Raw genomic sequence first — 19410 nt, forward strand, 5'->3', positions numbered from 1 at the left:
TATATTTAAATCCAATTCTTGATCTTTATAATGGTGAAATTATTGCCTATGAAATGAAGAAACGTCCAACTTTAGATCTTGTCATGGACCCTTTGAAAGAAACGATCGGGATAATAAAGAATCGTGCAACTTATCGCACCACCATTCATTCAGACCAGGGCTGGCATTATCAACACAACCAATGGGTCAAGACATTAAAAGAAAATAAAGTGTTTCAAAGTATGTCACGTAAAGCAACCTGCGCAGACAATGCTTCGATGGAGAATTTCTTTGGCATTTTAAAGCAAGAAATGTATTACGGAGAAGAATTAGTAAGCTATGGAGAATTAAGAAGACGGATTGAAGAATATATCTACTGGTACAACCATGAACGATCAAAAGAAAAATTGGCTGGATTGAGTCCAGTCGAATACCGAACTCAATCCAGCCAATCAGCTTCATAATAAAAACTCTAACTTTTGGGGGTAACCACCCTTTAGGGGGTGTTTTTATGGTTGAGTCAATTCATAATAGACTACCTAGAACAACAAACAAACGTATAATGTTATCGTTCGTTTTTACATCTTATAAAATTTTGTCTGGAACGGCAGGTGGTCGACTCCTAGATAAGACCCCGCAATATCGAAAGATTACAGACTAAAACCGCCCTTTGCGGGCAACGTCTGCATACCCCTTGCCAGGGCAGGAGGCTTATCAGCCGCCAGCGGAAAGCGACCACCTGGAGTGAAAGCCTTTTTCTCAAGCAATATAGTTCGATTTTTGAAGCACTATATTGAATGATGAAATTGATTCGGTTAAACATAGTGAACAGTTTAAAATAAAACTCATCACCAAGTATGTACTTGGAAATCACACGCCTATTGTAATTATTTTCTTTCATAATCTGCATAAGTGATGAATTCTCTTTTCATACCATTTTGTGTATGTATATGTTAATATTGGATTAAACAGGAATGTAAAGGAGTAATGATGAAAAACAGGATTGAAAGCCTTTTAGAGTCTAAGCTTCATAGAGAAAACGAAAAAATTTTACTAGGGATTATTAATCAAAATGGGCGTGAATTGTACTCTGTAGGTCTTGATAAACATTCCAATGTAGCAATGGAGGACAAAATTTTTGAAATAGGTTCTATTTCAAAAGTGTTTACAGCTGTTTTATTACAAACAATGGTAAGAGATAATATTATTCAGTTGGATGAGCCTATTGTACATTATAACCCTGAGTATCAACGAGCATTTGGTAAAGATATGACGTTAAGAAACTTAGTGACTCATACATCAAATTTACCTAGAGAAGCTTCCAATCTTAAAGTGAAAGACCGAATGAACCCTTATGCTTCATACGAGAGTAAAGATTTGGAACATTTTTTATTAAACCATAAGTTAAGAAGGACTAAACAAAAATGGAAATATTCGAATGTTGGTTATGGATTTTTAGGTAATTTACTAACAGAATTGATTGGTAAGAACTTTGAAGATACCATTCGGGATCGGATTTGTAAACCTCTTCATATGAATAATACATTCATTCATATCAATGACGAACATGAAGATAAGTTAATTAAATCGTATCAGAAAAAGAAGGAAATTCCTCCGCTTTCCATTCCATCCTTGGCAGGGGCAGGAGCATTAAGAAGTACCATGCATGATATGTTTCTATTTTTAGAAGCTAATTTAGGACTGCTCAACACTCCTTTACTTCAAGATTTTAATCTAACTCATAAAAAACAACATAAAATTAATAAAAATACTCATATGGGACTTGGATGGATAATTTCTCAGGATAAAGAGACAGGCGAAATAATTCATTGGCATACTGGCGGATCAGTTGGATTTAATACGTATATTGGCATAAAAAAAGAAAAACAATTAGGCATTATCGTTGCTACTACTAAAAAACATTCTTTGTTTAAATTAATTAGGGTGTTTTTAGGGTTCGGTCAACTCGTTCAAGAAGATATTGCTAATGGGGTATATAAGGTTTTAGCACCTCAATCATAATTAATGTTAACAAAGAACAAAGGCGCAAGTACTCTTACAAGCTAAATGCGCGACACACCACGTGACATTGAACGCGATTTTCGACTGTGGAGGGAGCGCGGCGGGGACACCGCGTTCCCTTTTCGTTACCTCAAAACTAGGAAATGGATGCATCATCGTGGTCATGCACTCTCTCGTGTGAAAGTTGGAGCAAGATGTATCTAATTTCGCAATTGAATTTTTATCCATCGTATAATTAAATATAATTTCCTATAAAACGAAAAAATAAGGCTGGGAGTTCCCCTAGCCTTATTTTCATCTATGCTGAATGTTTGTTAGCCAATTGTTGAATTAGTGGGATTTTATCAATGTCAAAATTCCCTCCGCTAACAATCACTCCACAATGCCTTGATTTTATATAATCATTATGTGCAAATAATGCGGCAAGTGCTGCTGCTCCAGCACCTTCCATTAATGTTTTATTACGTTCTAGCATATACAGAATGGCGCTTGCTATTTCTTCTTCTGTAACTGTTACAATATCATCCACATATTGTTTAATAAGTGGCAAAGTGAGCTCACCTGGGTTTTTTACGGCAATTCCTTCTGCTATTGTATCAGCACGTAGAGGTTTAGTCGGTTTTATATGATGGAAACTGTTATAGGAAGCTGAAATTCGCTCTGCTTGCACACCAATAATTCGGATATTCTTATTTACATGCTTCGCAGCTACTGCAATCCCACTTATAAGTCCACCTCCACCTATTGGCACTAGAAATGTGTCAATGCGGTCTTCCTGCCTTAATACTTCCATTGCAATCGTTCCTTGACCAGCCATCACATCGTAATCATCAAATGGATGTACATATGTTGCACCTGTTTCCTTTTGCCTTTCCATTGATGCTTCATATGCTTCTTGAAAAGAGCTACCAACTAATACAACTTCTGCACCGTAATTTTGGGTTGCTTCAATTTTACTATGCGGGGTTTTTTCGGGCATATAAATCGTTGCTTTCACCCCAAGCTTTCTTGATGCATATGCGACTCCTTGTGCATGATTACCAGCGGAAGCTGTAATAACACCTTTTTCGAGTTGCTCATTTGTCAGTTGCATTAATTTAAATGTGGCACCTCTAAATTTAAATGCTCCTGTTTTTTGTTGGTTCTCCATTTTGAAGTATACCTTTTTGTTGACGATTCGATTTGTCGTTTCCGATGTAATTAATGGTGTTCGGTGAACGATCGGCTTTAAACGTTCTAACGCCTTATAAATTTTTTCACCCGTTAATAAATCCCCAATTAGTCCACACTCCCTAGCTAGATCCACTTACTAATACTATAATGTAGTTTGTTCATATTTACTAATTTTATCTTCTAATTGCAATGTTAATGCTATTTCATCCCAACCATTTAATAAATTTTGACGATTGTATTCTGGGATATCAAAAGCAATTTGCAGATTGTTATTATCTGTAATTGTTTTTTCTTCTAAATCAACCGTTAATGTTAATTCAGATTGTGCCGCTTGTTCTAACCATTTATTCACTTGCTCCTCATCCACTTTGATCGGAACAAGTCCATTTTTAAAGGAGTTATTATAAAAAATATCGGCAAAACTTGGTGCGATAATAACACGAAAACCAAAGTCCATCAATGACCAAGGAGCATGCTCTCTTGATGATCCACAGCCAAAATTATCGCCTGCAATTAAGATCGATGCATGTTCATATTTAGGGTCATTTAAACTAAAGCTCTCTCTTTTATTACCTTCATCATCAAATCGCCAATGGTAAAATAAAAACTGTCCAAACCCCGTTCTTTCAATTCGTTTTAAGAATTGTTTCGGAATGATTTGGTCTGTATCTACATTCGTTCGATTTAATGGATAAACAAGACCTGTATGATTCTTGATTGCTTCCATGATGCCACCCTTTCTAATTTACCGCTTCCTTATATGTGCGGACATCGACAAAATGTCCTTCAATAGCTGCTGCTGCTGCCATTTCTGGGCTGACTAAATGTGTTCTCGCTCCATTTCCTTGACGACCTTCAAAATTACGATTTGATGTGGAAGCACATCTACCGCCAGGAGGAACGATATCATCGTTCATTCCTAAACACATACTGCAACCTGCATCCCGCCATTCAAAACCCGCATCTTTAAAGATCTGATCGATTCCTTCTTCTTCAGCTTGCATTTTTACTAAGAAAGAACCAGGTACAACAATGGCACGCACAGTGTCTTTCACTTTTTTTCCTTGTACAATTTTTGCCGCTTTTCTTAAATCATTCATACGCGAATTTGTACAAGATCCGATAAACACGTGGTCGACCTCAATGGATGTAATTGCTTGATTTTCTTCTAATCCCATATATTCAAGTGCTAACTTTACTTCCTCTTGATTCGAAACATTAGCTAGTGTTGGTGTATGACCATTTATAGGAACACCCATTCCAGGGTTGGTCCCCCATGTCACTTGTGGTTCTACCTCATCTGCATGAATCGTTAATACTTTATCGTAAGTTGCACCTTCGTCTGTCGCAAGTGCTAACCATTCTTTTGCCAACTGATCAAATGTTTCTCCTTTTGGCACATGCCTTTTACCACGTAAAAATTCTACCGTTGTTTGATCAGGACTAATGAGACCCGCACGTGCACCTGCTTCAATAGACATGTTACAAATCGTCATACGCTCTTCCATGGAAAGTTTTCGAATTGCTTCACCAGTATATTCAATAATATAACCAGTTCCCATACGGACGCCGAATTTTGCAATAATTGCTAAAATTAAGTCCTTTGCGGTGACGCCAGGTCCTAAGTCACCTTCCACACGTACATTTAATGTTTTTGGCTTTTCTTGCCATAAGGTTTGGGTAGCAAAAACATGCTCAACCTCACTTGTTCCTATTCCAAATGCAATTGCTCCAAATGCTCCATGTGTCGAAGTATGACTATCCCCACAAACGATTGTTTTCCCTGGTTGCGTTAATCCAAGCTGTGGTCCAATTACATGGACAATACCTTGGTCAGGATGATGCATATCTGCGAGTGTAATGCCAAATTCTTCACAGTTTTTCGTTAATGTGTCTACTTGTAATTTGGCAATGGGATCTTTAATTTCATCCCGATTTAGTGTTGGCACATTATGGTCCATCGTGGCAAAAGTTAAATCTGGTCTGCGAACCTTTCTATTTGCCAATCTTAACCCTTCAAATGCCTGTGGTGATGTTACTTCATGAATTAAATGTAAATCTATATAGATTAAATCAGGCTTTCCTGCCTCTTCGTGTACGACCTTCTTTTCCCAAACTTTCTCAATAATCGTTTTAGGCTTTGCCATATGAACACCTCCGCTTTTATGGCATTATAAATTACTAATGACCGTTTCCGTCATTTCCTTTGTACCAACTTCTTTTCCATGATGTATTTTTAAGTCAGCAGTATGAATGCCTTGCTCTAAACTTTCCTCTACTGCTTTTTCAATGGCTGTTGCTTCTTCATTTAAATCAAATGAATAACGGAGCATCATAGCAGATGAGAGAATCATTCCAAGCGGGTTTGCAATTCCTTTCCCTGCAATATCAGGTGCAGAGCCATGTACAGGTTCATATAATCCGATTGTTTCAGATAAACTTGCAGAAGGAAGCATTCCGATCGATCCAGTTAGAACAGAACCTTCGTCACTTAAAATATCACCGAATAAGTTTTCTGTTACGATAACATCAAAACTTGTTGGATCAGTGATTAACTTCATTGCTGCTGAATCAACTAACATATGATCCACTTTGACATCAGGATAATCTTTCCTTTTTTCCTCAACAATTTCTCTCCATAAACGACTAGACTCTAATACATTTGCTTTATCGACAGATGTTAAATGTTTATTTCTAATTCTTGCACTTTCAAATCCTTTTTCAACAATTCGTTCTATTTCGTTACGATGATATAACAAAGTATCAACTGCCACATTGCCATCTTCACGTCTTTCTCGAGGTGTTCCGAAATATAGACCTCCAGTAAGCTCACGAACAATGTAAATATCGCTTCCTTTAATCACCGATTCTTTCAGTGGCGAGGCATGTAATAGTGGCTCAAACCCTTTAATTGGTCTAATATTTGCATATAAGTTCAATGCTTTACGAATTTTTAATAGCCCTTGTTCTGGACGAAGATGTGGTGGCAAGGAATCCCATTTTGGTCCACCAATTGCCCCTAATAATATGGCATCTGCTTTTAAACATGCATTTACTGTTTCGTCTGTTAATGGTTCACCATCTTTCTCATAAGATGTACCACCAATTTCATATTGTTCAAAGTTGAACTTATGATTAAATTTTTCGGCTACTTTCGTTAAAACTTGGATACTTGCATCCATGATTTCTTGACCAATTCCGTCTCCTGGAAGTACGACGATATTTTTTTCCATATTGTCCACTCCCTCCTACATTTATGATTGTATTATTTTATTTAGAGGTTATTAAAAGGTCCGGTAAAAAATGACAATTCGTATTTCTTTGGCGGTTAAGAAAGTATTAATCCTTTCTTACTGCATAAGCGTAACTAAGGCATTTGCAGTGGCTAATGCCAAGTTTTCTAATTGGCTTGCCTTTCCGCTACTCACGTATTAAAATGAATACGCTCCGTCGCTCAATGCTACGCCGCCTCGAACTACTCGGTCCTTTTTATCCTCCTTTTTGTAATCGCACTATTATTATTAATATTCGTTTGTTTTTGAATGACGTAGCGATTTACTGCATTCAAAAAGGCGTTTGCTGATGCTTCAATTACGTCTTGCGCAGACCCTCTACCATTCATTTGCTCTCCATTTACAAGGAGTTGAACATTAGACTGTGCTAATGCATCTTTACCTCCGCCAACGGAGCTAATCTGATAATCTACTACTTCTAATTCTTCTGAGATGAGTTTGTCAAGTGTTGCATATAATGCTTCTACACTGCCACTACCTGTACATGCTTCCTGTATAATAGTATGTTCAGGTGTTTTTAATACAACTGTTGCTGTTGGTATATTATTGGAACCATATTGAACTTGAAACATTTCGAGCTCATATTTATCTACAGACGAAGAGTCCGTTTGAATCTCTGTTAAAATCGTAAATAAATCATCATCTGTCACTTCTTTTTTACGATCTGTTAAAAGCTTAAACTGTTCAAATGCTTCTTTCAGTTTTTCATCTGTTAGTTCATATCCCATTTCTTTTACTTTATCATTAAAAGCATGGCGCCCGGAATGCTTTCCTAAAAACAGTACATTTGAAGATAAACCGATTAATTCCGGTGTAATAATTTCATATGTTTCCGCATGTTTTAAGACACCATCTTGGTGGATCCCAGATTCATGAGCAAAAGCATTTTTACCAACGATAGCTTTATTCGCTTGAATTTGCATACCTGTTAACTTGGAAACTAAATCACTTGTACGTTTAATTTCACTTAACTTCAGATTTGTTTCATACGGATAGCGATCTGAACGTATTTGGAAGGCTACTGCTAGTTCTTCCAAAGAAGCATTCCCAGCTCTTTCCCCAATTCCATTTATCGTGCCTTCAATTTGTTTCACACCATTTTCAACAGCCGAAATGGAGTTTGCAACTGCAAGGCCTAAATCATTATGACAATGACAGGAAAGAATCGCACGATCAATATTTGGTACATTTTCTTTCATGTACTTAAACATTTTTCCGTATTCATCTGGTGTAGCATAACCAACTGTATCCGGTAAATTAATCACTGTTGCACCAGCATCAATAACTCTTTCAATAATTTGTGCCAGAAAGGCTAAATCAGATCGTGAAGCATCTTCTGCTGACCATTGAACTTGTGAAAACTTTTCACTTGCATAACGAACCATGTTAACTGCAAGATCGATTACTTCATCTGGCGACTTTTTTAGTTTATAAGTCATATGGATAGGTGATGTTGCGAGAAATACGTGTAAGCAAGGTTCGTCGGCACCTTTTAATGCTTCCCAAGCTGCATCAATATCCGATTTCACGGAACGCGCAAGCCCTGTTACAGATGTACCTTTAATCGTATCGGCAATCATTTTCACTGCTTCAAAATCGCCTTTGGAGGAAGCGGGAAACCCCGCCTCCATTCTATCTACTCCAAAGCGTTCTAGTTGTTTAGCAATCTCTAATTTTTCTAATTTATTTAAATTTACACCAGGTGATTGTTCACCATCTCTTAAGGTCGTATCAAAAATTTGGATTTTCGACAAAATATTCACGTCCTTTTGTTGGGTAATCGGAAAATAGTGTGATATCCCCGCAAATGGAATATACTCGCTTTCCGTGGGCGGCTGTTGAGCCTCCTCGAGCTTACGCTCTGCGGGGTCTCATCGATGCCTCTCCTCCCACAGGAGTCTCGTATATTCCATTTGCTAGGTGAATTAACATCCTTATTTTTCACACGATAATCCGAATGCCATTATGTTTATATTATTTCAATGGGTTTTTGACAAAAGGCATTAAATCACGTAATTCTCTACCAACTTTTTCAATTGGATGTTGGTTTTCACGAGCATTAATTGCGTTGAACTTCGGACGGTTTGCTTGGTTTTCTAAGATCCAACCTTTAGCGAACTCACCATTTTGTACTTCTTCAAGAATCTCTTTCATACGTGCTTTCGTTTCATCGTTGATTACACGTGGTCCTGAAACGAAGTCTCCCCACTGTGCTGTGTCAGAGATTGAATAACGCATGTTCTCAAGTCCACCCTCATAAAGAAGGTCTACGATTAATTTTAACTCGTGTAAACATTCGAAATAAGCAACTTCCGGCTGATATCCAGCTTCTGTTAATGTTTCAAAACCAGCTTTTATAAGTGCTGTAGCTCCTCCACATAGAACTGCTTGCTCACCGAATAAGTCTGTTTCTGTCTCTTCTTGGAATGTTGTTTCGATCACACCTGCACGCGCCCCACCAACACCTACTGAGTAAGCTAATGCTACGTCTTTGGCGTTTCCTGTATAGTCTTGATAAATTCCGTAAAGTGCTGGTACTCCTGCACCTTCTTCAAACGTACGACGAACTAAATGACCAGGTCCTTTTGGTGCTACTAAAAATACGTCAACATTCGCTGGTGGAACGATTTGGTGGTAATGAACGTTAAATCCGTGAGCAAACGCTAGCGCGCTTCCTTCTTTTAAGTTATCTTTAATGCTCTCTGTATAAACTCGTGCTTGAAGCTCATCTGGAAGTAAAACCATTACAACATCAGACTGCTTAACAGCTTCGTCAACAGCAAGAGCTGTAAAACCATCTTCTTCCGCTTTCTTCTGTGAGTTACCTGGACGAATACCTATAACAACGTCAAACCCACTATCGCGTAAGTTAAGTGCATGTGCATGTCCCTGAGAACCATACCCGATTACAGCAATTTTCTTTCCTTGTAAAACCTCTTTGTTAATATCTTTCTCGTAAAGTACTTTTGACATAAATAATTCTCCTTTTGCATATATGCTTTATATTTTTTTATTTTATAAAAATGAAAATAGTAGATCCATAAACTTAGGATAATCGGGAAACAAAAGGTTCTGCTTCCTAATCCTGCAAATGGAACATACTCGCTTTGCTCGTTGCGGGGTCTCACTTAAACTATACTTCCCGCGACGGGCAATGTTTATTGCGACGAGTAACCGTAGTCCCAATCTCAAGACGTGATCGCCTTTAGCCGATCAGGAGTCTCGGATATTCCATTTGCTAAAACATTAAAATGCCCTCCACAAGCTAATCAGATACCCTATTTTTAGACAGTGAAATGATTTATCTCTGTAACTTGTGCTTGTGGTTGATGTCCACGTAAAAAGGCAGTGACACCTGTTTTAGCTAATTCTTTAATACCATAAGGGCGGAGTAAAGAAATAAGTGCATCCGTTTTTTCTGGTTTTCCTGTAACTTGGATGGTAATGCTATCTTTACTTATATCGATCACTGATGCCCGAAATGGTGTAATTAGCCCTTGAATTTCATTACTTAATTGTGGGGTGCTTGCAACTTTTATTAAAGCTAATTCTCTAGCTACAATTGCTTTATCTGTAATATCAGATACTTTAATGACATCGATTTGTTTGTTCAGCTGCTTCGTTAATTGTTCAATTTTTTGATGATCACTTACTTCCACAACTAACGTCATTTTCGATATGCCAGGAGTTTCTGTTTCTCCTACTGAAATACTTTCAATATTAAACTGTCTTTGTTGCAACATTCCTGTCACTCGGTTTAAAACCCCACTACGGTTTTGAACAGTTGCTGTTATAATACGCTTCATTTCGTCACCCCTATCATTTCATGAATTCCTTTTCCAGGAGCAATCATCGGATATACTTTTTCGAATTTAATGATCCGAAAATCAGCAACGACAGGTCCGTCGTAAGCGAATATTTCCTCTAAAGCTGCTTCCACTTCAGATTCCTGTTCAATTTTCATTCCCCGAATGCCATAACTTTCTGCCAATTTAACAAAGTCTGGATTCATGTCGAGTAAAGATTCAGAATATCTTTCATCATAAAAGCTTTCTTGCCACTGTCTTACCATTCCAAGGGCAGAGTTATTCATAATAATTACTTTAATCGGTAAATTCCATTGTTTAAGTAACATTAATTCTTGCATATTCATTTGAAATCCACCATCACCTGAAATAGAAACAACCAATTCTCCTGGTCTTCCAAATTGTGCACCTATCGCCGCTGGAAAACCGAATCCCATCGACCCTAGCCCACCAGAAGATGCCCAGTTGTGTGGTTTATCAAGTGTATAATATTGTGCTGTCCACATTTGATGCTGTCCTACGTCTGTCGTTACAATAGCATCACCATTCGTTATTTCATGGATCTTTTTTAGTAGCCATTGTGGTGAAATTGCTTCATCAGATCTTTCGTTCCATAATGGATACTTTTCTTTATTTTGTTGTAAATGTTCTTTCCATTCTTGGTGTTTTGGCATACTAATCTTACTTTTCAGTAATGCTTGCAACGCTTTTTTAGCATCCGCAACGACTGGAATTTCAGTTGGTACATTTTTCCCAATCTCTGCTGGATCAATATCAATATGTGCTACTTTAGCATTTGGAGCAAAATGTTTTAAGTTTCCTGTTAAACGGTCATCAAATCGAGCCCCAATATTAATTAATAAATCACATTCATATAAAGCCATATTTGCCGTATAAGATCCATGCATTCCACCCATTCCTAATGAAAGTGGGTTCGATCCAGGAAAACTTCCAAGTCCTAATAATGTATTGACAACTGGTAATTCATATTTTTCGACAAATTCTTTTAATTCGTCAGTCGCCTTAGAGAATAAAATTCCTGCACCAGCCAATACAACAGGTTTTTTTGCTTTTCCTAATGCCTCAGACAATTTTACAATCTGTAATGGATTTGGTTTAGTTGTCGGCTGATATCCTGGCAAATAGAAATCTGTCTCAAATGAACTGTTTGATAATGTTTCTGAAATGTTTTTTGGAATATCAATGACGACCGGTCCAGGTCTTCCTGTTGTCGCTATATGAAACGCCTCGTTAACAACTCTTGGCAAATCTGATATTTTCTTCACTTGATAATTATATTTAGTGATTGGAGTCGTAATACCTAACACATCTGATTCTTGGAATGCGTCTGTACCAATAACATGGTTTGCAACTTGCCCTGTAAAAATTACTAGCGGCAATGAATCCATCTTCGCATCCGTTATCCCTGTTATTAAATTCGTAGCTCCTGGTCCTGATGTAGCTAGTACAACTCCAGGCTTACCAGTAACACGAGCATAACCTTCAGCTGCAAAAATCGAGCCTTGTTCATGCCTTGATAAAACATGTTTGAAAGGCGCATTACTACGATATAAAGCATCGTAAATCGGTAAAACAGCTCCACCCGGATACCCGAATATTGTATCTACTCCTACCTCAACCAACAACTCAATTAACAAATCTGCACCCGTCTTCGGTTTACTCGTCATCTGAGGGCTTGGTTTTGCCTCTGCTTTCAATGTCATTTCCTCCTTACAAGTTCTTTTTATATTTAATCAATCGATGTCAAAGCTACAAATGAAATAGGTTTTTAAAAAATATGCCTTATTTTTGTGAAAAGATCTCATCCTCCAATGACTAATATACTTCGGCTTTCCTATACATATAGAAAGCCATAAACTTTACTACAGTAGGTACCAAAACTAAAAAAACCCTTTTCTCCCAAACCTATCAATAGATTTATGGGGAGAAAAGAGTTACTTTTCACGGTACCACCCAGGTAATTCATAGCATTCTCACGAAGGCTATCTTTACAGACTTTATTAGAAGGTTCGGCTTATCTCCAAGCATTGAATATCGAAAGCCTTACGTGACAAGAAAATTTTATCCTTTCTTATCTTCCAATAAAAGTCCTTTTTGGTAACAGGTGTATGTAGGACACCTGACTATGCCTAATAGAATCTCGTTCAGCACAGCACTCAAGGATGATGTCAGAATAAGATGTATTTCTAGGCTTCCAGCAACCCTAGATCTCTGTAAATACATGAATTCCTATTCCTTTTTTCCCGTCATCGAGTTATCTATAAAAATATGTTCATTTTTTCTATTTTATGATTGCAATTATTCTTTTATTATACGCTATTTTTTATAAAAATACAGTAATATATATAAATTTCACAAAAATGTAATCTTTTGAATCGTTAAAATTTTTAAAAAATTAATTTGTTTTCATATAGCATGGCACGCCATCAATTAACGTCTGTTTTCTAAATTCATGTAATAAACGTCTCGTGATTTCTCCTGGATGGCCATCTCCAATTTGTCGATTATCTACTGTAACAACGGGAATTACTTCAGCCGCTGTACCTGTCAAAAACACTTCATCTGCAATATAGACATCATGTAATGTAAAAGGTGTTTCTTCCACTGAAAAACCTTGTTCCTTTGCAATATCAATAAGTGCATTTCGTGTAATTCCTTCTAACGCTCCAAGATAAACTGGTGGCGTTTTGATCTTGCCATTTTTAACGATGAATATGTTATCAGCCGATCCTTCCGTCACATACCCTTGGTTATTCAAGATGAGAGCTTCATCCGCATCCGCTTGAACAGAGGCAAGTTTTACTAAAATATTGTTTAAATAGTTTAATGATTTTATTTGTGGATTTAACACGTCTGGACTACTTCTTCGATTAACAACGGAAGCAAGTTTTAACCCTTTTTTATAAAGGTTATCTGAATAAATCGACAAAGCTTCAGCAATAACAATGACCGTTGGCTCTGGGCAATTTCTTGGGTCTAACCCTAAATCTCCTGTTCCTCGCGAGACAACAACACGAATATACGCACTATTTAATTCATTTTTACAAACTGTTTCTACAATAATTTGTTGAAGTTCTTCTTTACTATGTGGAATGTTTAACATAATGGAATGAGCAGATTCATATAAACGATTAATATGCTCTTTTAATTTGTACACATTTCCCTCATAGACGCGTATTCCTTCAAACACTCCATCCCCATACAAAAATCCATGGTCGTAGATGGATATGACAGCTTTTTTCTTTTCAACAAACTGACCATTGACGTAAATTAACTGATCACTCAACTTCAGCACTTCTTTCTTACGTTATTTCGATGTATAGGAGTTACTAGTGTATTTTATAATGCCACTCTGTTTATAGCATCTTAGAAAACTTGGCTTTTTTAAAAGCGAGACCGCTAGTTACACTTACTCACAGGACGCTTGCGCTTTTAGCCAATGAGCAGAGAGAAAGAATTTATACTTTCTTATTTACTAAAATAGTGTAGATGCTAATACATAGTGTTGATTCGACCAGTTCCAGCGAATGAATAATCTGTCACATAACAGTTCTTCTTGCATACATTTATGCACCCTAGATGTTACGTACTAGTCAGTTCCTCATTATAATCTAGTAAAAAACTACCATGAATTAATTTACTAATGTGACGATAATGATACAACTTTTTAACTTATCAGTCAATACGTTTGCTACATTTTTAAGCTAATCTTTTCTTTTTCCTGCAGTTTCTCTTCCATTATTTTACCATTCTTCATATATAATACTTTATCTGCTAATAATTCCACTTCACTTTTATTATGTGTCACTAAAATAATCGGAATATGCCATTCTTGATGAACAGCCAATAATTGTTCGTAACTATTATTTTTCGTTTTTTCATCTAGTGCTGAAAAAGGTTCATCGAGTAAAAGTAATTCAGGCTCAGTCGCAATCGCCCTAATTAATGCTGTTCTTTGTTTTTCTCCACCTGAAATTTCATGGGGATATTGGGTTAATAAATGTCCAACTTGTAATTTATCAATTAATTTTTTAGCAAAACTTTCTTGCTTCATTCCGTATTCAATATTTTCCCAAACTGTCTTATGGGGAAATAATGCATAATCTTGAAATAAGTAACCAACTTTTCTTTCTTGTACAGGGACGAGTGACTTGCCTTCCCGAAATAAAACCCTCTCATTCAAACGAATTTCTCCGTCATTGATTTTGGTTAACCCAGCAATGCCGTTAAGGATCGTCGTTTTACCTGAACCTGAAGGTCCAAATAAAACGGCGATTTCTCTTCCCACATTAAACTTTACATCTAATGTAAAATGCGATAATTGTTTCTCCATATGTACTGTAAGCACGCTAATCTCTCCTATCGACTATGCTTCATCATATTACGAGCACTCCACCAATTCAACCATAAAATGGCGAAAAAACCGAGCGCAACAATAATCATTACCCAAAACTTAGCAACATCCATCTTTCCAGATTCAACTGCAAAGTAAATGGCTAGTGGAATTGTATCTGTTGCATTGGGAATATAACCAGCAAGCATTAAAGTCGCCCCAAATTCACCTAAACCCCTTGCAAATGCTAACACTAAACCTGCTAATAGTCCTGGCCAGGCGAGCGGAAATGAAATCGTCCAAAATACTTTCCAGCGTGATTTTCCCATCGTTAATGCAGCGTTTTCTATATTTTTATCGTATTGCTGAAATGCTGCAGATGCACTTTGATACATTAACGGGAAAGAAACAACAATCGATGCAATAACTGCGCCATACCATGTAAAGACAATTTGAAAATCAAAAAGGTCCATTAGCAACTTCCCAATAATTCCATTTTTCCCGAATAAATACAACAAGCCGAAACCGACTACTGTCGGGGGTAAAACAAGTGGTAGTAAAAAAATTGCTTCTACGACACTTTTTCCAACAAATACTTTACGTGCAATGATATACGCTAAAAAAACACCTGACAAAAAAACAACTACCGTCGATATTCCTGCCGTCTTTAATGATAACCATAAAGGAAAAAAGTTAATGTGCTCCATCTTTAACCCCTAGCATTTATTTATTAAATCCATATTTCCCTAAGATTTCCTGGCCTTCATCTGACAATAAGAACTCAATAAACTGATTTGCTTTCTCTTCTTGTTCTGAGTCTGCTGTAACTGCTCCAGGATAAATAATGGCATCATGCATAGACGGATCAGATTCCGTTAAAATTTTTACTTGATCAGAACTTATTGCATCACTTTCATAAACGAAACCAATTTCCGCATTTCCTGTTTCTACGTATGTAAGTACTTGTCTAACATCTTGTGCAAAAACAAATTTGCTTTCAAGTTCATCCCATTTATCAATCGCTTTTAGTACCGCTTCGGTATACTCCCCTGCCGGTACGCTTTCAGGGTTTCCGATCGCAATTTGTTCCACATCATCAAGTTCAATATCTTCAAAGGAGCTATAATCGATCGTTGAATCTTTCCTAACGATTAACACTAATTTATTTCCTGTTACGTCTACACGAGTATCTTCTTTAATTAAATTTTCTTCCACCAACGTGTCCATCCAATTTTCATTCGCCGAAATAAACACATCAACTGGGGCACCTTGTTGAATTTGTTGTGCTAATTTACCGGAACCAGCAAAATTAAACGTTAGCTCTACATTATGTTCTTCTTCATAAAGCGGTTTAATCTCATCCATTGCATCTGTTAAACTAGCAGCAGCGGAAATAAATAGTTCAGCCGGTTCCCCTTCGCTCTTTGTCCCTTCATCTGACTCGTTTGTTGCCGATTCTTCTGATTCATTTGTTGTCGTTTCTTCTTCACCGCCATCATTACTACAAGCCACAACGAATACAATGACAAACAAAGCAAACAACAACATTTTAATATGCTTCAATTTATATCCCCCTTTTATAACTACTTATAACTAATTATGTTTAATTATAACTAATTATAACTAGTATCATTTCATAAGTAAATAAATTTTCTAAATTTTTCTATAATCGTCGCTCCCGATATACTTATTTAGAATAATAAATGATAAACTAATAATAGTTGATTATTTTGGAGGAGATTATTTTGCTACAAAATGATTCATTAACAACAGAAGAAGTAGCACAAGCATTAAAAGTTTCAAAATTAACCGTGTATGATCTTATTAAAAAAGGGGATTTGCCATCCTATCGAGTTGGAAGGCAAATTCGTGTCAATAGAACCGCATTAGAAGAGTATACAAACCGTGGTAATCGTTCTATCGAAAGACATCAAATAGCAGATATAGCTGAAAGCGGAAATATGCGTCCAATTATCATCAGCGGGCAAGATAACTGTCTTGATATTTTAGCAAAACAAATAGAGGGCAATCATCATTTTCGTCCATTACGGTCTTATACAGGTAGTCTTGACGGGTTGGTCGCCATGTATCAAGGAAAAGGTGATATTGTTAGTACCCACCTATTTGACGGGGATACAAAAACATATAATATTCCATACATCCGAAAATTGCTCGTTAGTAAATCGTTTATCGTTATCCATTTGCTGAAAAGAAAGGCTGGTTTTTTTGTAGCAAAAGGAAATCCCAACAACATTACCTCATGGGATCAATTTAATGACGGAACAATAACGATGGTAAATCGGGAACCAGGCGCGGGTGCCCGCGTATTACTTGATGAACAATTACGCCTACATGCCATAGATAAAACGAACATAAATGGATATTCTAACGAGGTAACGAGTCATATCGATGTGGCAAGCACTGTAGCAAGCGGACAAGCGGATGTTGGTGTCGGAACTTGGCACGCAGCTAAAATGGCGGATATTGATTTTGTTCCAATGGTTGAAGAATACTATGATTTGGTTATTTTGAAATCAAAAGAAAACAATGAACTTATTCAAACAATAATGCAAGTTGTCCAAAATAAAGATTTTCAAAAAGCATTGCAATCGTTAGGGCACAATATACAAGAAACAGGAAATATCAGGTTTGAACAATAGGAGGGGGCTATTTTTAGAATAAAGTCATCACTATCAAAAGCTTCATCGTACATCCATTATCATAAAGGAGGGGTATTGAATGAACCGATTAAATATTATTACACTTGGAACAAAAGATATCGTGAAAGCCCATTCGTTTTATAAAAAACTTGGATTTGAAACTTCCATTAGAGGAACGGAAACAGATCCAGCTATCATTTTCTTTAAAAACGAAGGGACGAAGATAGCTTTATACCCATTGGAATTGCTTGCAAAAGATATAAACAATGAAACTCCACCGCCCATTTCGAACGGATTTCCTGGAATCACTCTTGCCTATAATGCAAAATCGATACAAGAAGTCGATGAGTTAATCGTAAAAGCAAAACTTGCTGGGGCTACCATTCAAAAAGAACCTACAAAAACCGATTGGGGCGGATATGGTGGTTATTTTACCGATCTCGATGGTTATTATTGGGAAGTCGCTTATGGAGAAGACTGGGAATTTGACGAATCGAATATGTTAGTTATCCGTGATGAATAGAATTCTATTGTTTAAGATTTATAACTTTTCTTCTTTCGCAGAGTGAAATAAACAAAAAACCTTCGTAGAATAAAGTGGGATGAAGTTACAGTGCTCAAGTAGACATTGGATGAACTGTTTGCTCAGGAGCAGTCTGTTTACACCTAGACTCGACTTGCTCTTTTCGTTACGTTTGTTGCTACGCATTTGAAATAAACTGCTCAGTAACTTAATATAATATTTTCGTCTACAAAACCTAGTCACAGCAACGTTGATTTCCGCTACGGACAGTCGCTTTCCGCGGGCACGACTTCAGCCTCCTCGGAAGCAAAAACCGCTTCCTGCGGGGGCTTCAGACACGTGCTTTTCCCGCAGGAGTCGACTGTCCTACGCTCCAATCAACTATACTTAAGGTGAATGATAATAATGTGATTACACCCATAAACAAATAACCATATGAGTGACAACACCCACCTGAGCGAAGAAAATACACGGAGACTCCTGCGGGAGGAAAGGCATAGATGAGACTACGCAGTGCGTAGCACAAGGAGGCTTATCAGCCGCCCGCGGAAAGCGGAGTGTATTTCCGCAGCGGTAGGTCATCACGCTATTTGAAGTTACTACACAGTTTATCTTTTATACGCTTATATGTAAAAAACAACAAATCTATTTGGTAGGAGAAGGATTCGCAGTCCCAATCTCTTGGAAAACGGTTTATTATCCTAAGGTTGTCAAGGATATATTAAAAGCACCAAAGCTTAACCAAGCGAACTGTTTGAACGCCTTTTATTGGTGCGAAAGGTGAGTTTATAAGTAGAGGGATTTAAAAAAGTAAAAATCCAGCCATTTTTCCCTTTTGGCTGGATTTTCTGCATTGTATAAAATTATTTAGTACCGAATAACCGATCACCAGCATCACCAAGACCCGGAACAATATATCCTTTTTCATTTAAGGATTCATCAAGTGAACAAATATAAATATCGACATCAGGATGATTTTCTTGGATTACTTTTACCCCTTCAGGAGCAGCAACAAGACACATTAGTTTAATCGACTTAGCCCCACGTTTTTTTAAGGATTCAATTGCATCATTCGCCGAACCACCGGTTGCAAGCATAGGATCAAGTACAATTAAAAGTCGTTCCGAAATATCAGACGGAAGTTTTATATAATATTCTACTGGCATAAAGGTTTCAGGATCACGATACAATCCAATATGTCCAACTCTTGCAGCTGGAAGTAATTGAAGCATACCATCTACCATACCAAGACCAGCTCTTAAAATAGGAATTAACCCTATTTTCTTACCTGTAAGTACTTGTGCACGACAATTTGTTACTGGTGTATTAACTTCTATTTCCTTCAAAGGCAAATTACGTGTAATTTCAAACCCCATTAACATGGAAACTTCATTAACCAATTCCCTGAATTGCTTTGTACCGGTATTTTCATCCCGAATATATGTTAATTTATGTTGGATTAATGGATGATCTAATATAATCAGCTTGCCCACACTACCTCCACCTTTCAGACCATTTTCGTTACTATATTACATTTTTCTACCTTAATTGTCTACAAGGAAGTATGTCTTTACATGTAGTTCCAAATATTCGTATTTTC

The 19410-nt window shown here is 37.0% G+C and carries 18 protein-coding genes; 5 read left to right on the forward strand and 13 right to left on the reverse strand.

From position 1 onward, the window contains the following. The 3 genes from DFR56_RS08245 to DFR56_RS08250 form a co-directional block, all read left to right on the forward strand. On the forward strand, window positions 1–443 hold a 443-nt coding region (locus DFR56_RS08245; protein ID WP_110394963.1), incomplete at its 5' end, for an IS3 family transposase. 47 nt (window positions 444–490) lie between these two features. After that, window positions 491–640: a hypothetical protein gene (locus tag DFR56_RS22905; protein WP_158525570.1), complete on the forward strand. Its 150-nt coding sequence runs from the start codon at window positions 491–493 to the stop codon at window positions 638–640. Window positions 641–969: 329 nt separating this feature from the next. Beyond that, window positions 970–2001: a serine hydrolase domain-containing protein gene (locus DFR56_RS08250; protein WP_158525572.1), complete on the forward strand. Its 1032-nt coding sequence runs from the start codon at window positions 970–972 to the stop codon at window positions 1999–2001. A 298-nt stretch (window positions 2002–2299) separates the two neighbouring features. Here the strand turns inward: DFR56_RS08250 and ilvA are convergent, their stop codons facing one another. From ilvA to modA, 12 genes are all read right to left on the reverse strand, one after another. Continuing rightward, entirely contained in the window at window positions 2300–3307 is a 1008-nt protein-coding gene (gene ilvA / locus DFR56_RS08255) for a threonine ammonia-lyase (RefSeq protein ID WP_244916460.1), read from the reverse strand. A gap of 9 nt (window positions 3308–3316) precedes the next feature. Beyond that, complete coding sequence (gene leuD, locus DFR56_RS08260) at window positions 3317–3901, reverse strand: 3-isopropylmalate dehydratase small subunit (RefSeq protein WP_110394965.1); 585 nt, start codon at window positions 3899–3901, stop codon at window positions 3317–3319. Between the two features lie 13 nt (window positions 3902–3914). Next, window positions 3915–5321 carry a 3-isopropylmalate dehydratase large subunit gene (gene leuC / locus DFR56_RS08265; RefSeq protein WP_110394966.1) on the reverse strand — a complete coding sequence of 469 codons (1407 nt, stop codon included), beginning with the start codon at window positions 5319–5321 and terminating at the stop codon, window positions 3915–3917. 24 nt (window positions 5322–5345) lie between these two features. Continuing rightward, window positions 5346–6407: a 3-isopropylmalate dehydrogenase gene (gene leuB / locus DFR56_RS08270; protein WP_110394967.1), complete on the reverse strand. Its 1062-nt coding sequence runs from the start codon at window positions 6405–6407 to the stop codon at window positions 5346–5348. A 242-nt stretch (window positions 6408–6649) separates the two neighbouring features. After that, window positions 6650–8230 carry a 2-isopropylmalate synthase gene (locus tag DFR56_RS08275; RefSeq protein ID WP_170124498.1) on the reverse strand — a complete coding sequence of 527 codons (1581 nt, stop codon included), beginning with the start codon at window positions 8228–8230 and terminating at the stop codon, window positions 6650–6652. Window positions 8231–8441: 211 nt separating this feature from the next. Then, window positions 8442–9440, reverse strand: a complete 999-nt coding sequence (gene ilvC / locus DFR56_RS08280) for a ketol-acid reductoisomerase (protein ID WP_110394968.1) — start codon at window positions 9438–9440, stop codon at window positions 8442–8444. 311 nt (window positions 9441–9751) lie between these two features. Further along, window positions 9752–10273, reverse strand: a complete 522-nt coding sequence (gene ilvN, locus DFR56_RS08285) for an acetolactate synthase small subunit (RefSeq protein ID WP_110394969.1) — start codon at window positions 10271–10273, stop codon at window positions 9752–9754. Further along, a complete protein-coding gene (gene ilvB / locus DFR56_RS08290; RefSeq protein ID WP_110394970.1) occupies window positions 10270–11997 on the reverse strand; it encodes a biosynthetic-type acetolactate synthase large subunit in 1728 nt (575 codons plus the stop codon). The genes ilvN and ilvB overlap by 4 nt, the downstream gene beginning before the upstream one ends. A 692-nt stretch (window positions 11998–12689) precedes the next feature. Further along, on the reverse strand, window positions 12690–13580 hold the full coding sequence (gene ilvE / locus DFR56_RS08295) for a branched-chain-amino-acid transaminase (RefSeq protein ID WP_110394971.1): 891 nt from the start codon (window positions 13578–13580) through the stop codon (window positions 12690–12692). Window positions 13581–13985: 405 nt separating this feature from the next. Continuing rightward, the gene (locus DFR56_RS08300) at window positions 13986–14642 is read right to left on the reverse strand and encodes an ATP-binding cassette domain-containing protein (RefSeq protein ID WP_110394972.1); all 657 of its coding nucleotides are present in this window, start codon (window positions 14640–14642) and stop codon (window positions 13986–13988) included. A gap of 11 nt (window positions 14643–14653) precedes the next feature. Further along, complete coding sequence (gene modB / locus DFR56_RS08305; RefSeq protein ID WP_110394973.1) at window positions 14654–15334, reverse strand: molybdate ABC transporter permease subunit; 681 nt, start codon at window positions 15332–15334, stop codon at window positions 14654–14656. 16 nt (window positions 15335–15350) lie between these two features. Continuing rightward, complete coding sequence (gene modA, locus DFR56_RS08310; protein WP_244916461.1) at window positions 15351–16190, reverse strand: molybdate ABC transporter substrate-binding protein; 840 nt, start codon at window positions 16188–16190, stop codon at window positions 15351–15353. A gap of 182 nt (window positions 16191–16372) precedes the next feature. On the opposite strand from modA, the gene DFR56_RS08315 reads away from it, so the two are divergent. Next, complete coding sequence (locus tag DFR56_RS08315; protein ID WP_110394974.1) at window positions 16373–17287, forward strand: helix-turn-helix transcriptional regulator; 915 nt, start codon at window positions 16373–16375, stop codon at window positions 17285–17287. 79 nt (window positions 17288–17366) lie between these two features. Next, window positions 17367–17810: a VOC family protein gene (locus DFR56_RS08320; protein WP_110394975.1), complete on the forward strand. Its 444-nt coding sequence runs from the start codon at window positions 17367–17369 to the stop codon at window positions 17808–17810. 863 nt (window positions 17811–18673) lie between these two features. Here the strand turns inward: DFR56_RS08320 and upp are convergent. Continuing rightward, window positions 18674–19303 carry a uracil phosphoribosyltransferase gene (gene upp / locus DFR56_RS08325; protein WP_110394976.1) on the reverse strand — a complete coding sequence of 210 codons (630 nt, stop codon included), beginning with the start codon at window positions 19301–19303 and terminating at the stop codon, window positions 18674–18676. Window positions 19304–19410: the final 107 nt, after the last annotated feature.

Source organism: Pseudogracilibacillus auburnensis, from assembly GCF_003201975.1.
GTDB lineage: Bacteria > Bacillota > Bacilli > Bacillales > Amphibacillaceae > Pseudogracilibacillus > Pseudogracilibacillus auburnensis.

Coding starts and splice junctions, on each gene's coding strand:
- ilvB (WP_110394970.1), bottom strand. CDS start 11,997: ATGACATTGAAAGCAGAGGCAAAACCAAGCCCTCAGATGACGAGTAAA.
- DFR56_RS08250 (WP_158525572.1), top strand. CDS start 970: ATGAAAAACAGGATTGAAAGCCTTTTAGAGTCTAAGCTTCATAGAGAA.
- DFR56_RS22905 (WP_158525570.1), top strand. CDS start 491: ATGGTTGAGTCAATTCATAATAGACTACCTAGAACAACAAACAAACGT.
- leuB (WP_110394967.1), bottom strand. CDS start 6,407: ATGGAAAAAAATATCGTCGTACTTCCAGGAGACGGAATTGGTCAAGAA.
- ilvN (WP_110394969.1), bottom strand. CDS start 10,273: ATGAAGCGTATTATAACAGCAACTGTTCAAAACCGTAGTGGGGTTTTA.
- leuC (WP_110394966.1), bottom strand. CDS start 5,321: ATGGCAAAGCCTAAAACGATTATTGAGAAAGTTTGGGAAAAGAAGGTC.
- modB (WP_110394973.1), bottom strand. CDS start 15,334: ATGGAGCACATTAACTTTTTTCCTTTATGGTTATCATTAAAGACGGCA.
- leuD (WP_110394965.1), bottom strand. CDS start 3,901: ATGGAAGCAATCAAGAATCATACAGGTCTTGTTTATCCATTAAATCGA.
- ilvC (WP_110394968.1), bottom strand. CDS start 9,440: ATGTCAAAAGTACTTTACGAGAAAGATATTAACAAAGAGGTTTTACAA.
- DFR56_RS08320 (WP_110394975.1), top strand. CDS start 17,367: ATGAACCGATTAAATATTATTACACTTGGAACAAAAGATATCGTGAAA.